Here is a 16,204-nt window from a genome sequence, read left to right as displayed (position 1 = left end):
GCCGGCCGGGAGCCGTCCCTCCCAGCCGGAGATCGAGTGCCGTACGTCAGTACCTGAGTACTTCGGTCCGTACGGTGTTCAGTGCCCGGCGATCTCCGCCAGGCGCCGCGCCTCGGCCCGTGTGGAGCGCGCGATCGCGTCCTCGTCCACGTGCAACAGGCGGCCCGCCTCCACGATCTGACGGCCGTTCACGAAGGAGGCCGTGACCGGGGCCGCCGCGCCGAGGACCAGTGCGGTGACCGGGTCGGCGATGGAGGCGTGGGCGAGCGTGTCCAGCTTCCAGAGCACGAGGTCGGCGAGCTTGCCGGGTTCGAGGGAGCCGATCTCGGCGGCGCGGCCCAGGACTTGGGCGCCGCCGTAGGTGCCGAGGCGCAGGGCCTGCCGGGCGTTCAGGGCGGCTTCGCGGTGGGCGCCGAGGCGGTTGATCAGGAGCGCGTTGCGCAACTCGGTGTGGAGTTCGCCGGATTCGTTGGAAGCGGTGCCGTCGACGCCTAGGCCGACCGGGACGCCGGCGGCGAGCAGGTCGGGGACGCGCGCGATGCCCGCGGCCAGGCGGGCGTTGGAGGACGGGCAGTGGGCGACACCCGTCTTCGTACGGGCGAAGGCGGCGATGTCGGAGTCGTTCATGTGGACGCAGTGGGCCATCCACACGTCCTCGCCGAGCCAGCCGGTGGACTCGAAGTAGTCGGTGGGGCCCATGCCGAACAGTTCCTCGCAGAACCGCTCCTCCTCGACGGTCTCCGAACCGTGCGTGTGCAGGCGTACGCCGAGGCGGCGGGCCAACTCGGCGCCCTCACGCAGGAGTTCGGTGGAGACGGAGAAGGGCGAGCAGGGGGCGACGGCCACCTGGGTCATGGCGTCGAAGGAGGAGTCGTGGTGCTCCTTGACCGTCAACTCGGTCGCGGCCAGGGCGCCTTCGAGGGTCTCCACGGCGAAGTCCGGGGGCAGTCCGCCGTCCTTCTCGCCGCGGTCCATGGAGCCGCGGGCGAGCGTGAAGCGGACGCCTGTCTCGCGGGCGGCGCGGATGATCGCGCCGGACAGGTCGCCGGAGCCCTGCGGGAAGACGTAGTGGTGGTCCATCGCGGTGGTGACACCGCCGCGGGCCATCATGGCCAGCGAGCCCTGCGCGGCCGTATAGGTCATCTGCTCGTCGATACGCGCCCAGGTCGGGTACAGCGCGACGAGCCAGTTGAACAGGTTGTGGTCGGTGGCCAGGCCCCGGGTGATCCACTGGTAGAAGTGGTGGTGGGTGTTGACCAGGCCGGGGGTCACGAGGTGGCCGGTGGCGTCGATACGGCGTACGACGTTCTCCAGGCCCTCGGGGGCCTTGCCCGCGCCGAGCGACTCGATGCGGCGGTCGGCTATGACGACGTACCCGCTGCCGTACTCCGTGTCGTCGGCGTCGACGGTCGCGATCGAACAGTTCTCGATGACGATGCGCTGGGCTGCTGCCATGGTTCGTCCTTAGCGCTGGTGCGGTGAGGGCACGGCAGGACCCCGGGAATTTGAGTGCCGCGGCCGGGAGTCGCACGTACTCGCCGGCCGCGGGTGCCGAAATGGCGTTGCTCGGAAGGGCGTTGCTCTGAAGGGCGTTGCCCTACAGGTTGGTGAGGTCCACCGGGATCTTCGGCTCGACGCCGTCCCGCAGGATGGTCGCCTCGATCAGGCCGTAGGGCCGGTCGGCGGCGAAGTACACCTCGTTGTCGTTCTTCAACCCGAACGGCTCCAGGTCCACGAGGAAGTGATGCTTGTTCGGGAGGGAGAAGCGGACCTCGTCGATCTCGCTGCGGTTGTTGATGATCCGCGAACCCATTTGGTACAGGGTCTGCTGGAGCGAGAGCGAGTAGGTCTCGGCGAAGGCCTGGAGCATGTGCTTCTTGGTCTGCTCGTAGGACTTCTCCCAGTTGGGCATCCGCTGCTCGTCGTCGGTCCAGTTGAACCGCCAGCGGGCGGACACCTGGGTCGCCAGGATGCGGTCGTACGCCTCCGGGAGCGTCGTGTACTTGTCCTTGACGTAGCCCCAAAACTCGGAGTTGGTCGAGTTCATCACGACGAGGTCCTTCAGACCCGAGATGACCTCCCATGACGAGCCGTCATACGTGATCTGCGTGACCCGGGTCTCCTGGCCCTTGCGCACGAACGAGTGCTTGACCTCGTCCGCGCCGATGAACTGGGAGTTGGCGTCGGAGGCGGCGATGCGCTCCCACTGGTACTCCTCGATACGGATCCGCGCCGTCTTGATCGGCTCCTGCGAGGTCACGAAGTGCCGGGCGAGGTGGATGCCGAACTGCTCGGCCGACTCGATGCCGTGCTCCTTGGCGAACGCGTACACCGTGTTCTTGGTGGTGTCGGTCGGCAGCACATTGGCGTTGGAGCCGGAGTAGTGGACCTCGTCCATGTCGCCGGACAGGGCGACCGAGACATTGAGGTCCTTGATGTGATGGGTGGCGCCGTCCCGCGTGATCTTTACGACTCGGTTCTCGGCCTTGCCGTACTGGTTCTGTCCCAGGATCGTGGGCATGTCTGCTAGCTCCCTCGGTAAACGGAGTAGCCGAACGGGTTGAGCAGCAGCGGTACGTGGTAGTGCTCGCCCGGCACGACGGCGAAGGTGATCGCCACCTCCGGGAAGAACACTGCCCCTGCACCGCTGTCCCGATTCGCGGGGGCGTCCTGCTGCGCATCGGCTTGCTTCTTCTCGAAATACGTCTCGACGGCGAAGTCGAGCCGTACGTGTGTCGTCCCTTCCGGCAGGGCCGGGAGGTCCTTGCACCGCCCGTCCGCGTCGGTCGCGCTGCCGCCGAGCGCCTGCCAGTCGGCAGTGCGGCCGCTGCGGGCCGCGAGCTGGATGGCGACGCCCTCGGCGGGGCGGCCGACGGATGTGTCCAGGATGTGGGTGGACACCGAGGCGGTGGTGCTGGTGCTCATGGTGCGTCAGTCCTCTTCGACGAGTCGGGCGAGGCGGATACGGTTGATCTTGCCCAGTTCGGTGCGGACGATCTCCCGTTCCTGCTCCGGCGCGTTCCCGATCCGCTCCTTGACCGCGTCGCGCATCTGCTCGCCGGTCCGGCCGGTGGCGCAGATGAGGAAGACATGGCCGAACTTCTCCTGGTAGGCCAGGTTCAGTTCCAGCATCTCCGTCTTGAGGTCCTCGGAGGCGCCGGCCATGCCGCGCTGCTCCCGCGCCGAGGTCGGGTCGCCCTCCTTGGGGCGGCCGATGGGCGGGTGTCCGGCCATCGCCTCCTCCAGGTCCGCCGTGGTCAGCTCGGCCATGGCGGCGTCACTGGCGGCGTAGAGGGCGTCTGCCGTCGGGTACGGGCGGGCGGCGAGCAGCCGCTTCGCCCATGCCGTGGCGGCACACGCCTCGTGGAGGGCGGCGAACGCCGCGTGCTCCTCAAGGACGTTGAACCGAGCAAGGCCCGGCGGCGTGGGAGTCGAAGTCACGGGAGCCTCCGTGGCCGCGAACGGCCTTCGTACTGAAGCGGGCTCCCGTTAGCTAACGCCCTTCGAGACACAGCGTCAACACTTTGTTGAAAATTCGGGGTTACGAAACCGGCGAACCCGCAGATCAGACCCCTTTGTCCCGGTTCAGGTAGTTGTACACCGTGAACCGGCTGACCCCGAGGGCACTCGCCACGGTCTCCACGCCGTGCCGTACGGAGAAGGCGCCGCGCGCCTCCAATATCCGTACGACCTCCTGCTTGGCCTTGCGGTCCAGGTCGGCCAGCGGCTTGCCCTGCTTGCGCTCCATGGCGGCCAGGATGTGATCGAGGGAGTCCGCGAGCTGCGGCAGCCGTACGGCGACCACGTCGGCGCCCTCCCAGGCGAGCACGACGTCGTCGGGGCCGGCCTCGTCCGGCGGGACCATCTCCCCGCCCATGGCGTCGACCAGCGGCTTCACGGCCGTGATGAAGGGCTCGTCCCCCGTGCCGGTCACTTCCCGCCCTCCCCGATGACACTCTCCCCGATCACGTTCTCCCCGATCACATTGACCTGGAGCGAGACCCGGGTGGCACCGGCCGCCAGGGACTTGCGCAGCAGTGCGTCGACAGCGGTGAGCACGGCGTCGGCGCCGCCCTCCGCGGTGTTGCCGAACGGGCCGACGTCCACCGCGTCCAGCTCGGCACTCTCGACCACCTCACGGGCCGCCACCGCGTGCGCGGGGGCCTCGTCGAGGTCGAACGGCTCGGTCGTGAACTCCACTCTCAATCGCACGCGCACAACCTAACGCGCGGCACCGACTTCCGCCGACCCCTCTTGACAAGCAGCGACACACGGCGGCAATCTTCCATTAAGCAGAAACGAACTTCCGCAATACGGAATCACTCGACACGGAAGGGAGCGCCTGGCCCTATGGGATTCGCAGAGCAGCGCTTCAACGTCAACCTGTCGATCCTCTTCACGGAACTCCCGCTCCTGGAGCGCCCCGCGGCCGCCGCCGCGGCGGGCTTCGGCGCGGTCGAGCTGTGGTGGCCCTGGGTCGACTCCCCCACCCCCGAGCAGTCCGAGCTCGACGCCCTGAAGAAGGCGATCGAGGACGCGGGCGTCCAGCTCACGGGGCTGAACTTCTACGCCGGCCGGCTGCCGGGCCCGGACCGGGGCGCGCTGTCGATCCCGGGCGAGGAGTCGGAGAGGTTCCGCGCCAACATCGACGTGGCCGCGAACTTCGCCCAGTCACTGGGCTGCAAGGCGCTCAACGCCCTGTACGGCAACCGCGTCGACGGCGTGGACCCGGCCGAGCAGGACGCGCTCGCGCTGGAGAACCTGGTCCTCGCGGCCCGCGCGGCCGACCGGATCGGCGCGATCCTGCTGATCGAGACGCTGAACAAGCCCGAGTCGCCGCTCTACCCGCTGGTGTCCGCACCGGCCGGGATCGGGATCGTCGACAAGGTCAACGAGGCGACCGGCCTGGACAACGCGCGCTTCCTCATGGACCTCTACCACCTGTCCATGAACGGCGAGGACCTGCCGTCGGTGATCGAGGAGTACGCCGCCAGGACCGGCCACGTCCAGATCGCCGACAACCCGGGCCGTGGCGCGCCGGGCACGGGGACGCTGCCGCTGGAGGAGCTGCTCGACCAGCTGAAGAAGGCCGGTTACGAGGGCTGGGTCGGCCTGGAGTACAAGCCGGGCGACCGCCCGAGCGCCGAGGCCTTCGACTGGCTCCCGCGCGAAGCGCGCGCCGCCCGCTGACCCCCCTTACGTGAAAGGCACCCCCATCATGAGCAACGCACTTCCGAAGATCGCCTGGGTCGGCCTCGGCATCATGGGCTCCCCCATGTCCGAGAACCTCATCAAGGCTGGGTACGACGTCACCGGCTTCACCCTGGAGCAGGACAAGCTGGACCGCCTCGCCGCCGCCGGAGGCAAGGCCGCCGGTTCGATCGCCGAGGCCGTCAGGGACGCCGACGTGGTCATCACGATGGTCCCGGCGTCTCCGCAGGTCGAGGCCATCGCGTACGGCCCCGACGGCATCCTGGAGAACGCGAAGCCCGGCGCCCTGCTGATCGACATGTCCTCGATCACCCCGCAGACCTCGGTGGACCTCGCGAAGGCCGCCGCCGACAAGGGCATCCGGGTCCTGGACGCCCCGGTGTCCGGCGGCGAGGCCGGGGCGATCGAGGCCGTGCTGTCCATCATGGTCGGCGGCGAGCAGGCGGACTTCGACACCGCGAAGCCGATCCTGGAGGCGCTCGGCAAGACCATCGTGCTGTGCGGTCCGCACGGCTCGGGGCAGACCGTGAAGGCCGCCAACCAGCTGATCGTCGCCGTGAACATCCAGGCGTGCGCCGAGGCCGTGGTCTTCCTGGAGAAGTCCGGCGTCGACCTGAAGGCCGCGCTCGACGTCCTCAACGGCGGCCTGGCGGGCTCGACCGTGCTGACGCGCAAGAAGGACAACTTCCTCCAGCGCGACTTCAAGCCGGGCTTCCGTATCGACCTCCACCACAAGGACATGGGCATCGTCACCGACGCCGCCCGCAACGTCGGCGCGGCCCTGCCCGTCGGCGCGGTCGTCGCCCAGCTGGTCGCGGCGCTGCGCGCCCAGGGCGACGGCGGCCTGGACCACTCCGCACTGCTGCGCGCGGTCGAGCGCCTCTCCGGCGCCCAGATCTGACGCACGGCACCCAAAACCCCGGGCGGCGCACGCTGCTGACACCTGTCCTGTCGCGCCCAAGCGGCGGCGCCGCCCGGAATCCACTTCAACAAAGTGTTGACGTCCAGATCGCCCCAAACCTAGGCTCCACAAAGCGGAAGTTCCTTTCCGAAGCCTCCGCTGACTCCCGTACGGAAGGTCCTTGATGTCGAAGCGCGTGCTCACGACCGAGTCCGGCGCCCCGGTCGCCGACAACCAGAACTCCGCCTCCGCCGGCGCCGGCGGTCCGCTCCTCCTCCAGGACCAGCACCTGCTGGAGAAGCTCGCCCGCTTCAACCGTGAGCGCATCCCGGAGCGCGTGGTGCACGCCCGCGGCTCCGGCGCGTACGGCTACTTCGAGGTGACGGACGACGTCACCGGCTTCACGTACGCCGACTTCCTGAGCGGCGTCGGCAAGCGCACCGAGGTCTTCCTGCGCTTCTCCACCGTGGCCGACTCGCTCGGCGGCGCGGACGCGGTGCGCGACCCGCGCGGCTTCGCGGTCAAGTTCTATACCGAGGAGGGCAATTACGACCTCGTCGGCAACAACACCCCGGTGTTCTTCATCAAGGACCCCATCAAGTTCCCGGACTTCATCCACTCGCAGAAGCGCGACCCGTTCACGGGCAAGCAGGAGCCGGACAACGTCTGGGACTTCTGGGCGCACGCCCCCGAGGCCACGCACCAGATCACCTGGCTGATGGGCGACCGCGGCATACCGGCGTCGTACCGCCACATGAACGGCTACGGCTCGCACACCTACCAGTGGACGAACGCCGAGGGCGAGGCCTTCTTCGTCAAGTACCACTTCAAGACCAACCAGGGCGTACGCTCCCTCTCCGCCGAGCAGGGCGCCGAGCTCGCGGGCAAGGACCCCAACTCGCACCAGACGGACCTGCTCCAGGCCATCGAGCGCGGGGTGAACCCGTCCTGGACCCTCTACGTCCAGGTCATGCCGGCGGCCGAGGCGGCGGACTACCGCTTCAACCCGTTCGACCTCACCAAGGTGTGGCCGCACAAGGACTACCCGCTCCAGCGCGTGGGCCGCCTGGTCCTCGACCGCAACCCGGACAACGTCTTCGCCGAGGTCGAGCAGGCCGCGTTCTCGCCGAACAACTTCGTGCCGGGCATCGGTCCCTCGCCGGACAAGATGCTCCAGGGCCGCCTGTTCGCCTACGCGGACGCGCACCGCTACCGCCTGGGCGTCAACCACACCCTGCTCGCCGTGAACGCCCCGAAGGCGACCGTGGCGAACAACTACGGCCGTGACGGCCTCATGGCCACCAACTCCCAGGGCCGCGCGGCGAAGAACTACGAGCCGAACTCCTACGACGGCCCGGCCGAGACCGGCCGCCCGCTCTCCGCCCCGCTGGCGGTCAGCGGCTGGACCGGCACGCACGAGGCCCCGCAGCACACCAAGGACGACGACTTCTTCCAGGCGGGCGAGCTGTACCGCCTGATGTCCGAGGACGAGAAGTCCCGTCTGGTCGCGAACATCGCCGGCGGCCTGTCCCAGGTCTCCCGCGACGACGTGATCGAGAAGAACCTGGCCCACTTCCACGCCGCCGACCCGGAGTACGGCAAGCGCGTGGAGGAGGCGGTCCGCGCCCTGCGCGAGGACTGAGCCTCACCGGCCAGGCACACACAAACTCCCTGCTCGCGCCCGAACACTGAGAGACCCGGATGAGGGGTGGTCCTCGGTACGGGGCCCGGGCAGGGTGCGGACCGCGGCGGCGTGCGAGCCAGTGCGGTGGTGAAGGACCGGACCCCCTTCTCGACCTGAGGGAAGGGCGTCGCGGACTCCGTCGCCGCCGCCGCGGTCCCAGTACAGACGAAGAGCGCCTGATCACGGACGGTCCCGTGGCAGGCGCTCTTTGCCGTCCACGGGGTGCGCACCGGCCTCGTACGCAGGACTCTGGAGGCATGGCACCCGCACCGCATCACCCGCATGTCGTGGTGCACTCACCGGCCCTGGACGGCTCCCGGCGGGTCACCGCGGACGACCACAACCTCGGCGTCGCCTCCCACCTGGACGACGTCGTGGAGCTACTGCGCCTCGCCGACCTCGACCGGATCGAGGTGGAGGACGAGGACATCGTGGAGTGGCAGGGCGGCGGCCCCGACGACTGGCCGGGGCTGTCCGAACACCACGAGCCCTGAGCCCTGAGCACTGAGCACTGAGCACTGAGCACTGAGCACTGAGCACCGTACGCACACAGCCCGCCTACGCCACCGGGCGTACACGGGCTACGGAATCCTCAAATCAACCTCTGAACCCGCGCCCGGGGGCTTCAACTGCCCCTGGGCGCGGGCACATTCTCGTCTGTGCGGGGCCCGCCGGCACGGGGGCGGCGGGCCCCGACGGGGGAACTCACGGGGGATGCACGGGGGATCGCACGGGGGCAGCAGCGGGGGATGGGCACGCCGAAGGGGCGGCCCATCCCCCCGGTTGGGCCGCCCCTCGGCAGTGGTCGAGCTATCGGCTGGTCAGGCCTTGAGCGGAATGATCGCGGTCGGCGCGTGCCAGTCCTCGGTCGCGATGTCCTCGAACTCCTTGACCGCGCTGATGTCGGCGGTGGGGCTCATCGCGATGTTGGTGACGCGCTCCAGGATCGCCTCCACGACGACCGGCACCCGGTGCTGCGCGGCCAGCTTCTTGGCCTCCTCGAAGGCGGGCAGCAGCTGGTCGGGCTCGGTGACGCGGATGGCCTTGCAGCCCAGACCCTCGGCGACCTTGACGTGGTCGACGCCGTAGACGCCCAGCTCAGGCGAGTTCTGGTTCTCGAACTCCAGGTTGACCTGAAAGTTGATGTCCAGACCGATCTGCGCCTGCCGGATCAGGCCCAAGTAGGCGTTGTTGACGAGGACATGGACGTAAGGGATGCGGTGCTGCGCGCCGACCGCCAGCTCCTCGATCATGAACTGGAAGTCGTAGTCACCGGAGAGCGCGACGACCTGGGTGTCCGGGTCGGCGGTGGCGACACCGAGCGCGGCCGGGATGGTCCAGCCGAGCGGGCCCGCCTGGCCGCAGTTGATCCAGTGGCGCGGCTTGTAGACGTGCAGCATCTGCGCGCCGGCGATCTGGGAGAGGCCGATGGTGGTGACGTAGCGGGTGTCGGGCCCGAACGCCTTGTTCATCTCCTCGTAGACGCGCTGCGGCTTCATCGGCACGTTGTCGAAGTGCGTACGGCGGTGCAGGGACCCCTTGCGCTCCAGGTGCGAGGCGACCCAGGCGGAACGGTCGGGCAGCTTGCCGGCGGCCTTCAGCTCACGCGCGACCTCGACGAAGAGTTCGAGCGCGGCCTTGGCGTCGGAGGCGATGCCGTAGTCCGGGGCGAAGATCTTGCCGATCTGGGTCGGCTCGATGTCGACATGGACGAACGTGCGGCCCTCGCGGTACACGTCCAGCTTGTAGCCGGTGTGGCGGTTGGCCCAGCGGTTGCCGATGCCGAGGACGAAGTCCGACTCCAGGAACGTGGCGTTGCCGTACCGGTGCCCGGTCTGCTGGCCGACCATGCCGGCGTTCAGCTCGTGGTCGTCCGGGATGGTGCCCCAGCCCATCAGGGTCGGAACGACAGGCGTGTCGGTGAGTTCCGCGAACTCGACCAGCAGGTCGGAGGCGTCGGCGTTGATGATGCCGCCACCGGCGACGATCAGCGGCCGCTCGGACTCCAGCAGGAAGGTCAGGGCCTTCTCGATCTGGGCGCGGGTCGCGACCGGCTTGTAGACGGGGAGCGGCTCGTACGTCTCCGGGTCGAAGTCGATCTCGGTCTGCTGGACGTCGATCGGCAGGTCGATGAGGACGGGCCCGGGACGCCCGGAGCGCATGAGGTGGAAGGCCTGCTGGAAGACGCCCGGGACCTGAGCCGCCTCAAGGACCGTGACGGCCATCTTGCTGACCGGCTTGGCGATCGCGGCGATGTCGACGGCCTGGAAGTCCTCCTTGTGCAGGAGGTGGCTCGGGGCCTGCCCGGTGATGCACAGGATCGGGATGGAGTCACCGATCGCGGAGTACAGACCGGTGATCATGTCGGTGCCGGCGGGCCCCGACGTACCGATGGCGACACCGATGTTGCCGGGGTGGGTGCGGGTGTACCCCTCCGCCATGTGCGTGGCGCCCTCGACGTGCCGGGCCAGCGTATGGCCGATCCCGCCGACGTTCTTGAGCTCTTTGTAGAAGGGGTTGATCGCGGCGCCCGGCACACCGAACGCGTTCGTGACGCCTTCGCGCTTGAGGATCTCCACTGCCGCCGCGGCGGCTGTCATACGAGGCATGAGTACTCCTGCTTCGGCCGTCGGACCTGTACTCCCGTCGCGCCCCGCCGCGAGTACTTCCGTAATGCGGAAAGTAATTTCTACTATCTGGAAGCAATGTAAGTGGGGAGGCTTGGGTCGTCAAGAGACGGAAAGAGACGGACAAGCAGGGGGTCCCAGGAGGACGATGGGCCCCATGTCCGAGAGCGTGGCGGTGCGCTGCCCGGTCTGCCGGCGCGAGCATCTCTATACGGCGCCGGAGTACCCGTGCGTCTGCGGTGCGCCCGTGATACCGCCGCTGGATCCGCGTGCGCGGGCCACGGCGGTCTCGCACCGTTCCTGGGAGGACGACTGGGTCACCGTGGCGTGCGCCTCCTGCGGCCGCTCCGGCGAGTGGCCGCATCCGGAGCTGGGCTGCCCGTGCGGCACGGTCCTGCGCGTCCCGGTCTCGGCGGGCACCGCGGCCGAGCGCGTGACCCCGGCCCCGCGGCGCGCCTTCCAGCCGGTGACGATCCGCACCGCACGCGACGCGGTCACGGCCGCCGCCCTCTACCTCCGCTGGCTCGGCTACCGCGACATCCGCCGCGCCGACCAACGCCCGCCCAACGGCATCGGCATCGCGGCCCGAGGCCTCCTGGCCCAGGTCGATCCGACGGTCCGCCCGGCCTCCCTCCGGGACGTGGAATGCCTGTGGCTGACGGCGATGACGGAGTCGGCGTCCTGCGTCTACTTCTCCCTCGCGGGGTACGCCACGGAGGCACGGGCGGTGGCCGATGCGTTGGGGGTGCCGCTGTTCGTGCTGGACCTGACGGGGACTCCGCAGCCGGTGAACAGCCTGGCGGACGAGCTGGACTCGACGGGAGCGTAGGCCTCCGGCGGTGGTGCGGGCGTCAAGAGGGCACGGCCGGGACGGGCCAGATGCGCCCCGGCAGGGGCGGCCAGGAGCACCGACGGGCAGGGCGACGGCGGCCACGGAATCTCAGCCACGCCCGGCGCCCCGCTCCGGCATACTCGCCCGATGCGCATCCGGCCCGCCGCACCCCACGAACTCCCTGCCCTCCAGGACATCGAGCGCGCCGCCGGCGTCCCCTTCCGGGACCTCGGCATGACGGCGATCGCCGACGACGAGCCGCCCGCCGTGGAGGTGCTGGAGCGGTACCGCGCGGCCGGACGCACCTGGGTCGCCGCCGACGACGCGGACCGCCCCGTCGCCTACCTCGTCGCCGAGCCCGTCGACGGTGCCCTGCACATCGAGCAGGTCTCGGTCCACCCGGACTTCGCGCGCCTCCGCATAGGGCACACCCTCATCGAGTACGCCGCCAGGCACGCCCGGGAGGAAGGGCTGACCGGCCTCACCCTGACCACCTTCGCCGAGGTCCCTTGGAACGCCCCCTACTACGCACGCCTCGGATTCGACGCCCTGGAAGAAACCGAACTCACCCCCGGACTACGGAAGATCCGCACCCATGAGGCGGAGCTCGGCCTCGACCGGTGGCCCAGGGTCTGTATGCGCCGGGACTAGCCGGCCGCGTACGTCTCCCGCAGCTCGATCTTCCGCACCTTTCCGGAGACGGTCATCGGGAAGGACTCCAGCACCTGCAACCGGCTCGGCACCTTGTAGTGCGCGAGCCGCCCGTCGCAGAAGGCGCGGACCTCCTCCAGGGTCGGCGGGTCCGCCGGGTCCCGGGCGATGACACAGGCCAGCACCTCCTCGCCGTACCGCTCATGCGGCACCCCCACCACCTGGACGTCCGCGATCTTCGGGTGGGCGTAGAGGAACTCCTCGATCTCGCGCGGGTAGATGTTCTCGCCGCCCCGGATGATCATGTCCTTGATGCGGCCGACGATCTCGACGTACCCGTCCTCCCGCATCACCGCGAGGTCCCCGGTGTGCATCCAGCGTCCGGCGTCGACGGCCTCGGCGGTCTTCTCGGGCTCGTTCCAGTAGCCGAGCATCACGCTGTAGCCGCGGGTGCACAACTCCCCCGCCGTGCCCCGGGGTCGGGTCACCCCGGCCGGGTCGACGACCTTCACCTCGACATGCGGCAGGACGCGGCCGACCGTGCCCGTGCGGTGCTCCAGGTCGTCGTCACGCCGGGTCTGGAGCGAGACCGGGGAGGTCTCCGTCATGCCGTAGCAGATGGACACCTCCGCCATGTGCATCTCCGCGACCACCCGCTTCATGACCTCGACCGGGCAGGGCGAGCCCGCCATGATGCCGGTGCGGAGGGAGGAGAGGTCGTACGTGGCGAAGTCGGGCAGGTTCAACTCCGCGATGAACATGGTCGGTACGCCGTAGAGGGAGGTACAGCGCTCCTGCTGGACCGCCTCCAGGGTGGCCTTCGGGTCGAAGGACGGGGCCGGGATCACCATGCAGGCGCCGTGGGAGGTGGCCGCAAGGTTTCCCATCACCATGCCGAAGCAGTGGTAGAAGGGCACGGGGATGCAGACCCGGTCCTGCTCGGTGTAGGCGATCATCTCCCCTACGAAATAACCGTTGTTGAGGATGTTGTGGTGGGAGAGGGTCGCCCCCTTGGGGAAGCCTGTCGTGCCCGACGTGTACTGGATGTTGATCGGGTCGTCGCAGGACAGTTCCCCGTACGCCGTCGGCGTCCCCCGCGCGATCAGGGCCGCCCAGCTCGGGTCCCCGATGAACACCGTCTCCCTCAACTGCGGGCAGCGGCCCCGCACTTCCTCCACCATCGCCCGGTAGTCGCTCGTCCTGTGGCTCAGCGAGGCGAACAGCAGCGAGATCCCGGCCTGCTTCAGGACGTACTCGACCTCGTGCGTCCGGTACGCCGGGTTGATGTTCACCATGACCGCCCCGATGCGGGCGGTGGCGTACTGGACCAGCACCCACTCGGGGCAGTTGATCGCCCAGATGCCCACCCGGTCGCCCTTGACGACCCCGCTCGCCAGCAGCCCGTACGCCAACTCGTCGACGTCGGCGGCAAATTGGGCGTAGGTCCAGCGGCGCCCCGACGGCACGTCCACCAGCGCCTCACGGTCCGGCCAACTCGCCACCGCCCGGTCCAGGTTGGCGCCGATCGTGTCCCCGAGCAGTGCGGTCCCGCTCGTCCCATGGCTGTACGACAGCTCCACGGTCACCGGAAGTCCTCCTCGCGGTACTCGGCGTCCGACCCGGCCGCGGTCGCCTCGCGCAGCTCGATGCGGCGGATCTTGCCGGAGACGGTCTTGGGCAGCGGCGCGAACTCCAGGCGCCGGACGCGCTTGTACGGCGCCAGCACGTCCCGGGAGTGCTCGAACAGGACCTTCGCGGTGTCAGGGCCGGGCTCCCAGCCCTCCGCCAGGACCACATACGCCTTCGGCACCGCAAGGCGCAGCTCGTCCGGCGCGGGCACGACCGCCGCCTCGGCCACCGCCTCGTGCTCCAGCAGCGCGCTCTCCAGCTCGAAGGGGCTGATCTTGTAGTCGCTCGCCTTGAAGACGTCGTCGCTCCGGCCGATGTAGGTCAGATAGCCGTCCTCGTCGCGCGAGGCCACGTCGCCCGTGCGGTAGTAGCCGCCCGCCATCGCCTCCGCCGTACGGTCCGCGTCCCCGTGGTAGCCGGTCATCAGGCCGACGGGCTTCACCGAGAGGTCCAGCGCGATCTCGCCCTCGGCCGCGCCCGGCGCACCCGTCACCGGGTCCAGGAGTTCGACCCGGTAGCCGGGGCTCGGGCGGCCCATGGAGCCCGTTTTCAGGGGCTGGCCGGGGCTGTTGGAGACCTGGACGGCCGTCTCGGTCTGGCCGAAGCCGTCGCGGATGGTCACGCCCCACGCGCGCCGCACCTGTTCGATGACCTCGGGGTTGAGGGGCTCCCCCGCGGCCACGACCTCGCGCGGCGGGGTCCGGAGCTGGGTCAGGTCGGCCTGGATGAGCATGCGCCACACCGTCGGCGGGGCGCAGAAGGTCGTCACGCCCGCGCGGTCCATCTCCGTCATGAGGCGGGCCGCGTCGAAGCGTGTGTAGTTGTAGAGGAAGACGGTCGCCTCCGCGTTCCACGGGGCGAAGAGGTTGGACCAGGCGTGCTTGGCCCAGCCGGGCGAGGAGATGTTCAGGTGCACATCGCCGGGCTTGAGGCCGATCCAGTACATGGTGGCCAGGTGCCCGATCGGGTACGAGGTGTGGGTCTGCTCGACCAGCTTGGGGCGGGCGGTGGTGCCGGAGGTGAAGTAGAGCATCAGCGGGTCGTCGGCCCGGGTCGGGCCGTCCGGGGTGAAGGCGGCGTCCGCCTCGTACAGGTCGTCCAGCGACAGCCAGCCCTCGACCGGGTCGCCCGCCGCGATCCGCGTGTAGGCGCCGGGCACCTCGGCGAACTTGCCGGTGTCCTCGGAGCGCGCGATCACCTGCCGGACGCGTCCGCGCTCGACCCGGTCGCGCAGGTCGGCGGGGCCGAGCAGCGGGGTGGCCGGGATGACGACGGCGCGCAGTTTCATCGCGGCGAGTGCCGTGATCCAGAGTTCGGCCTGGTTGCCGAGCATCACCAGGATGCGGTCCTCGGCGGTCACGCCCTGGGCGCGCAGCCAGTTGGCGGCCTGGTCGGAGCGGACCGACAGCTCACCGAAGGACAGCTTGGTCTCGCGGCCGTCCTCCTCGACGATGTGCAGCGCGGTCGCGGCGTTCCCGTCGGCGATGACGTCGAACCAGTCGAGCGCCCAGTTGAAGCGGTCGGGGCGGGGCCAGACGAAGCCGTCGTAGGCCGTCGCGTAGTCCTCGCGATGCTGCAGCAGGAAGTCCCGCGCCCCGCGGAACATCTCGGTCGTCATCTGTCCTCCTCGTACCGGACCATTGCCGGGCGGCTCTCTGCCATCGTTTACTCCGTGATGCGGGTCTCACTACCCCCGAACGGGGGTGTGCCCCGCGCTGAAAGGGCGAACAGGTGGTGACAGACGCGGCGGAGATCCGGAACGCGCTGGTACGGCTGCGGCGTTCCACCGGGCTGCCCGTCGCCTTCGGCGGGCTGGTGGAGGCGGGGCGGCCGCAGCTGCGGATCAGCGAACTGAGCGGCACGGCCACCGCCTCGCTGCTCTCGCTCGCGGTGGTCTCGGGCAGCGGGCTCGGCGGCCGGACCGTCGCCCTCGCCCGGCCGTGCGCGGTGACCGACTACTCCTCCTCGCGGCAGATCAGCCATGAGTACGACGCGCCGGTCGCCGCCGAGGGGCTGCGGTCGATCCTGGCGGTGCCCGTGGTGGTACGACGCCGGGTGCGCGGTGTCCTCTACGGCGCCCTCCGGTCGGCCCATCCGCTGGGCGACCGCACGCTGAACGCGGCGGTGGACGTGGCGCGGGACGTGGAGCAGGCGCTGGTGGTGCGGGACGAGGCGCGGGGGCTGGCGGAGGCGTCCCGGGCGGCGCGTCCGGCCGACCCGGTGGGCCGGGAGCAGGTGCGGGAGGCCCACGCGGCGCTGCGGGCGCTGGCACCCCGGATCGCCGACCCGGCACTGCGGGCCGAACTACTCGACGCCTGCGGACTGCTGACCTCGCGGGCACCGGCCGAGGAGGTCGGGCTCGCCCCGCGTGAGCTGGACGTTCTGGCGTGTGTGGCGGCCGGGGCGACGAACGCGGTGGCGGCGGAGCGGCTGGGACTGCGGTCGGAGACGGTCAAGGGGTATCTGCGCTCGGCGATGCGGAAGCTGGGGGCGCACACCCGGGGTGAGGCGGTGGTGGCGGCGCGCCGGGCGGGGGTACTGCCGTAACAATCTGTTGACAATTCATTCATGTAACGGCGCTTTGAATTTCCCCATGCTGCAAGGTTGTTATTTCCCTCACCACGTCGTCGCTCCGAATTTCAAAGAGACGTTGCCTAGAATTTGGCCCG

The 16,204-nt window shown here is 69.6% G+C and carries 16 protein-coding genes; 7 read left to right on the top strand and 9 right to left on the bottom strand.

The genetic code is table 11. The features are described from left to right. Positions 1–78: 78 nt before the first annotated feature. The 6 genes from ABZ928_RS02800 to ABZ928_RS02775 all read right to left on the bottom strand — a co-directional run bounded on the left by ABZ928_RS02800 (position 79) and on the right by ABZ928_RS02775 (position 4,212). Entirely contained in the window at positions 79–1,455 is a 1,377-nt protein-coding gene (locus tag ABZ928_RS02800) for an 8-oxoguanine deaminase (protein WP_361514657.1), read from the bottom strand. Positions 1,456–1,597: 142 nt separating this feature from the next. Further along, entirely contained in the window at positions 1,598–2,521 is a 924-nt protein-coding gene (gene pucL, locus ABZ928_RS02795; RefSeq protein WP_361514656.1) for a factor-independent urate hydroxylase, read from the bottom strand. Positions 2,522–2,526: 5 nt separating this feature from the next. Further along, positions 2,527–2,925: a hydroxyisourate hydrolase gene (gene uraH / locus ABZ928_RS02790; RefSeq protein WP_361514655.1), complete on the bottom strand. Its 399-nt coding sequence runs from the start codon at positions 2,923–2,925 to the stop codon at positions 2,527–2,529. A gap of 6 nt (positions 2,926–2,931) precedes the next feature. Then, positions 2,932–3,441 (bottom strand): 2-oxo-4-hydroxy-4-carboxy-5-ureidoimidazoline decarboxylase, encoded by a 510-nt coding sequence (gene uraD / locus ABZ928_RS02785; protein ID WP_361514654.1) that lies wholly within the window; start codon positions 3,439–3,441, stop codon positions 2,932–2,934. A 124-nt stretch (positions 3,442–3,565) separates the two neighbouring features. Then, entirely contained in the window at positions 3,566–3,934 is a 369-nt protein-coding gene (locus ABZ928_RS02780) for a helix-turn-helix domain-containing protein (RefSeq protein WP_361514653.1), read from the bottom strand. After that, on the bottom strand, positions 3,931–4,212 hold the full coding sequence (locus ABZ928_RS02775) for a hypothetical protein (RefSeq protein WP_361514652.1): 282 nt from the start codon (positions 4,210–4,212) through the stop codon (positions 3,931–3,933). The genes ABZ928_RS02780 and ABZ928_RS02775 overlap by 4 nt, the downstream gene beginning before the upstream one ends. A gap of 138 nt (positions 4,213–4,350) precedes the next feature. On the opposite strand from ABZ928_RS02775, the gene ABZ928_RS02770 reads away from it, so the two are divergent. The 4 genes from ABZ928_RS02770 (at position 4,351) to ABZ928_RS02755 (ending at position 8,290) form a co-directional block, all read left to right on the top strand. Next, on the top strand, positions 4,351–5,190 hold the full coding sequence (locus ABZ928_RS02770) for a TIM barrel protein (protein WP_361514651.1): 840 nt from the start codon (positions 4,351–4,353) through the stop codon (positions 5,188–5,190). A 28-nt stretch (positions 5,191–5,218) separates the two neighbouring features. Continuing rightward, entirely contained in the window at positions 5,219–6,112 is an 894-nt protein-coding gene (locus ABZ928_RS02765) for a 2-hydroxy-3-oxopropionate reductase (protein ID WP_361514650.1), read from the top strand. A 184-nt stretch (positions 6,113–6,296) separates the two neighbouring features. Then, entirely contained in the window at positions 6,297–7,754 is a 1,458-nt protein-coding gene (locus ABZ928_RS02760; RefSeq protein WP_361514649.1) for a catalase, read from the top strand. A gap of 299 nt (positions 7,755–8,053) precedes the next feature. Further along, positions 8,054–8,290 carry a hypothetical protein gene (locus ABZ928_RS02755; protein ID WP_361514648.1) on the top strand — a complete coding sequence of 79 codons (237 nt, stop codon included), beginning with the start codon at positions 8,054–8,056 and terminating at the stop codon, positions 8,288–8,290. Between the two features lie 327 nt (positions 8,291–8,617). On the opposite strand, the gene gcl is transcribed toward ABZ928_RS02755, so the two are convergent. Next, positions 8,618–10,405, bottom strand: coding sequence for a glyoxylate carboligase (gene gcl, locus ABZ928_RS02750; RefSeq protein WP_361514647.1), 1,788 nt, complete (start codon positions 10,403–10,405; stop codon positions 8,618–8,620). 166 nt (positions 10,406–10,571) lie between these two features. Here gcl and ABZ928_RS02745 point away from each other — a divergent pair, with 166 nt between their 5' ends. Beyond that, complete coding sequence (locus tag ABZ928_RS02745; RefSeq protein WP_361514646.1) at positions 10,572–11,252, top strand: hypothetical protein; 681 nt, start codon at positions 10,572–10,574, stop codon at positions 11,250–11,252. 150 nt (positions 11,253–11,402) lie between these two features. After that, positions 11,403–11,906, top strand: coding sequence for a GNAT family N-acetyltransferase (locus ABZ928_RS02740; protein WP_361514645.1), 504 nt, complete (start codon positions 11,403–11,405; stop codon positions 11,904–11,906). On the opposite strand, the gene ABZ928_RS02735 is transcribed toward ABZ928_RS02740, so the two are convergent. Both ABZ928_RS02735 and ABZ928_RS02730 read right to left on the bottom strand, forming a co-directional pair. Beyond that, the gene (locus tag ABZ928_RS02735) at positions 11,903–13,492 is read right to left on the bottom strand and encodes an AMP-binding protein (protein WP_361514644.1); all 1,590 of its coding nucleotides are present in this window, start codon (positions 13,490–13,492) and stop codon (positions 11,903–11,905) included. The two genes, ABZ928_RS02740 and ABZ928_RS02735, sit on opposite strands and share 4 nt — an antisense overlap. Further along, positions 13,489–15,153, bottom strand: a complete 1,665-nt coding sequence (locus tag ABZ928_RS02730; RefSeq protein ID WP_361514643.1) for an AMP-binding protein — start codon at positions 15,151–15,153, stop codon at positions 13,489–13,491. Before ABZ928_RS02730 ends, ABZ928_RS02735 begins: the two co-directional genes overlap by 4 nt. A 113-nt stretch (positions 15,154–15,266) precedes the next feature. Here ABZ928_RS02730 and ABZ928_RS02725 point away from each other — a divergent pair, with 113 nt between their 5' ends. Further along, positions 15,267–16,082 carry a helix-turn-helix transcriptional regulator gene (locus ABZ928_RS02725; RefSeq protein ID WP_361514642.1) on the top strand — a complete coding sequence of 272 codons (816 nt, stop codon included), beginning with the start codon at positions 15,267–15,269 and terminating at the stop codon, positions 16,080–16,082. Positions 16,083–16,204: the final 122 nt, after the last annotated feature.

The organism is Streptomyces sp. NPDC046909 (genome assembly GCF_040644695.1).
Lineage (GTDB): Bacteria > Actinomycetota > Actinomycetes > Streptomycetales > Streptomycetaceae > Streptomyces.
This window is presented reverse-complemented; position numbering and strand designations above follow the sequence as displayed.

Bases quoted from the DNA above. Each gene is read 5' to 3' on its own strand.
- ABZ928_RS02765 (WP_361514650.1), top strand. From the start codon at position 5,219: ATGAGCAACGCACTTCCGAAGATCGCCTGGGTCGGCCTCGGCATCATG.
- pucL (WP_361514656.1), bottom strand. From the start codon at position 2,521: ATGCCCACGATCCTGGGACAGAACCAGTACGGCAAGGCCGAGAACCGA.
- ABZ928_RS02755 (WP_361514648.1), top strand. From the start codon at position 8,054: ATGGCACCCGCACCGCATCACCCGCATGTCGTGGTGCACTCACCGGCC.
- ABZ928_RS02770 (WP_361514651.1), top strand. From the start codon at position 4,351: ATGGGATTCGCAGAGCAGCGCTTCAACGTCAACCTGTCGATCCTCTTC.
- ABZ928_RS02760 (WP_361514649.1), top strand. From the start codon at position 6,297: ATGTCGAAGCGCGTGCTCACGACCGAGTCCGGCGCCCCGGTCGCCGAC.
- gcl (WP_361514647.1), bottom strand. From the start codon at position 10,405: ATGCCTCGTATGACAGCCGCCGCGGCGGCAGTGGAGATCCTCAAGCGC.
- ABZ928_RS02800 (WP_361514657.1), bottom strand. From the start codon at position 1,455: ATGGCAGCAGCCCAGCGCATCGTCATCGAGAACTGTTCGATCGCGACC.
- uraH (WP_361514655.1), bottom strand. From the start codon at position 2,925: ATGAGCACCAGCACCACCGCCTCGGTGTCCACCCACATCCTGGACACA.
- ABZ928_RS02745 (WP_361514646.1), top strand. From the start codon at position 10,572: ATGGGCCCCATGTCCGAGAGCGTGGCGGTGCGCTGCCCGGTCTGCCGG.
- ABZ928_RS02730 (WP_361514643.1), bottom strand. From the start codon at position 15,153: ATGACGACCGAGATGTTCCGCGGGGCGCGGGACTTCCTGCTGCAGCAT.
- ABZ928_RS02740 (WP_361514645.1), top strand. From the start codon at position 11,403: ATGCGCATCCGGCCCGCCGCACCCCACGAACTCCCTGCCCTCCAGGAC.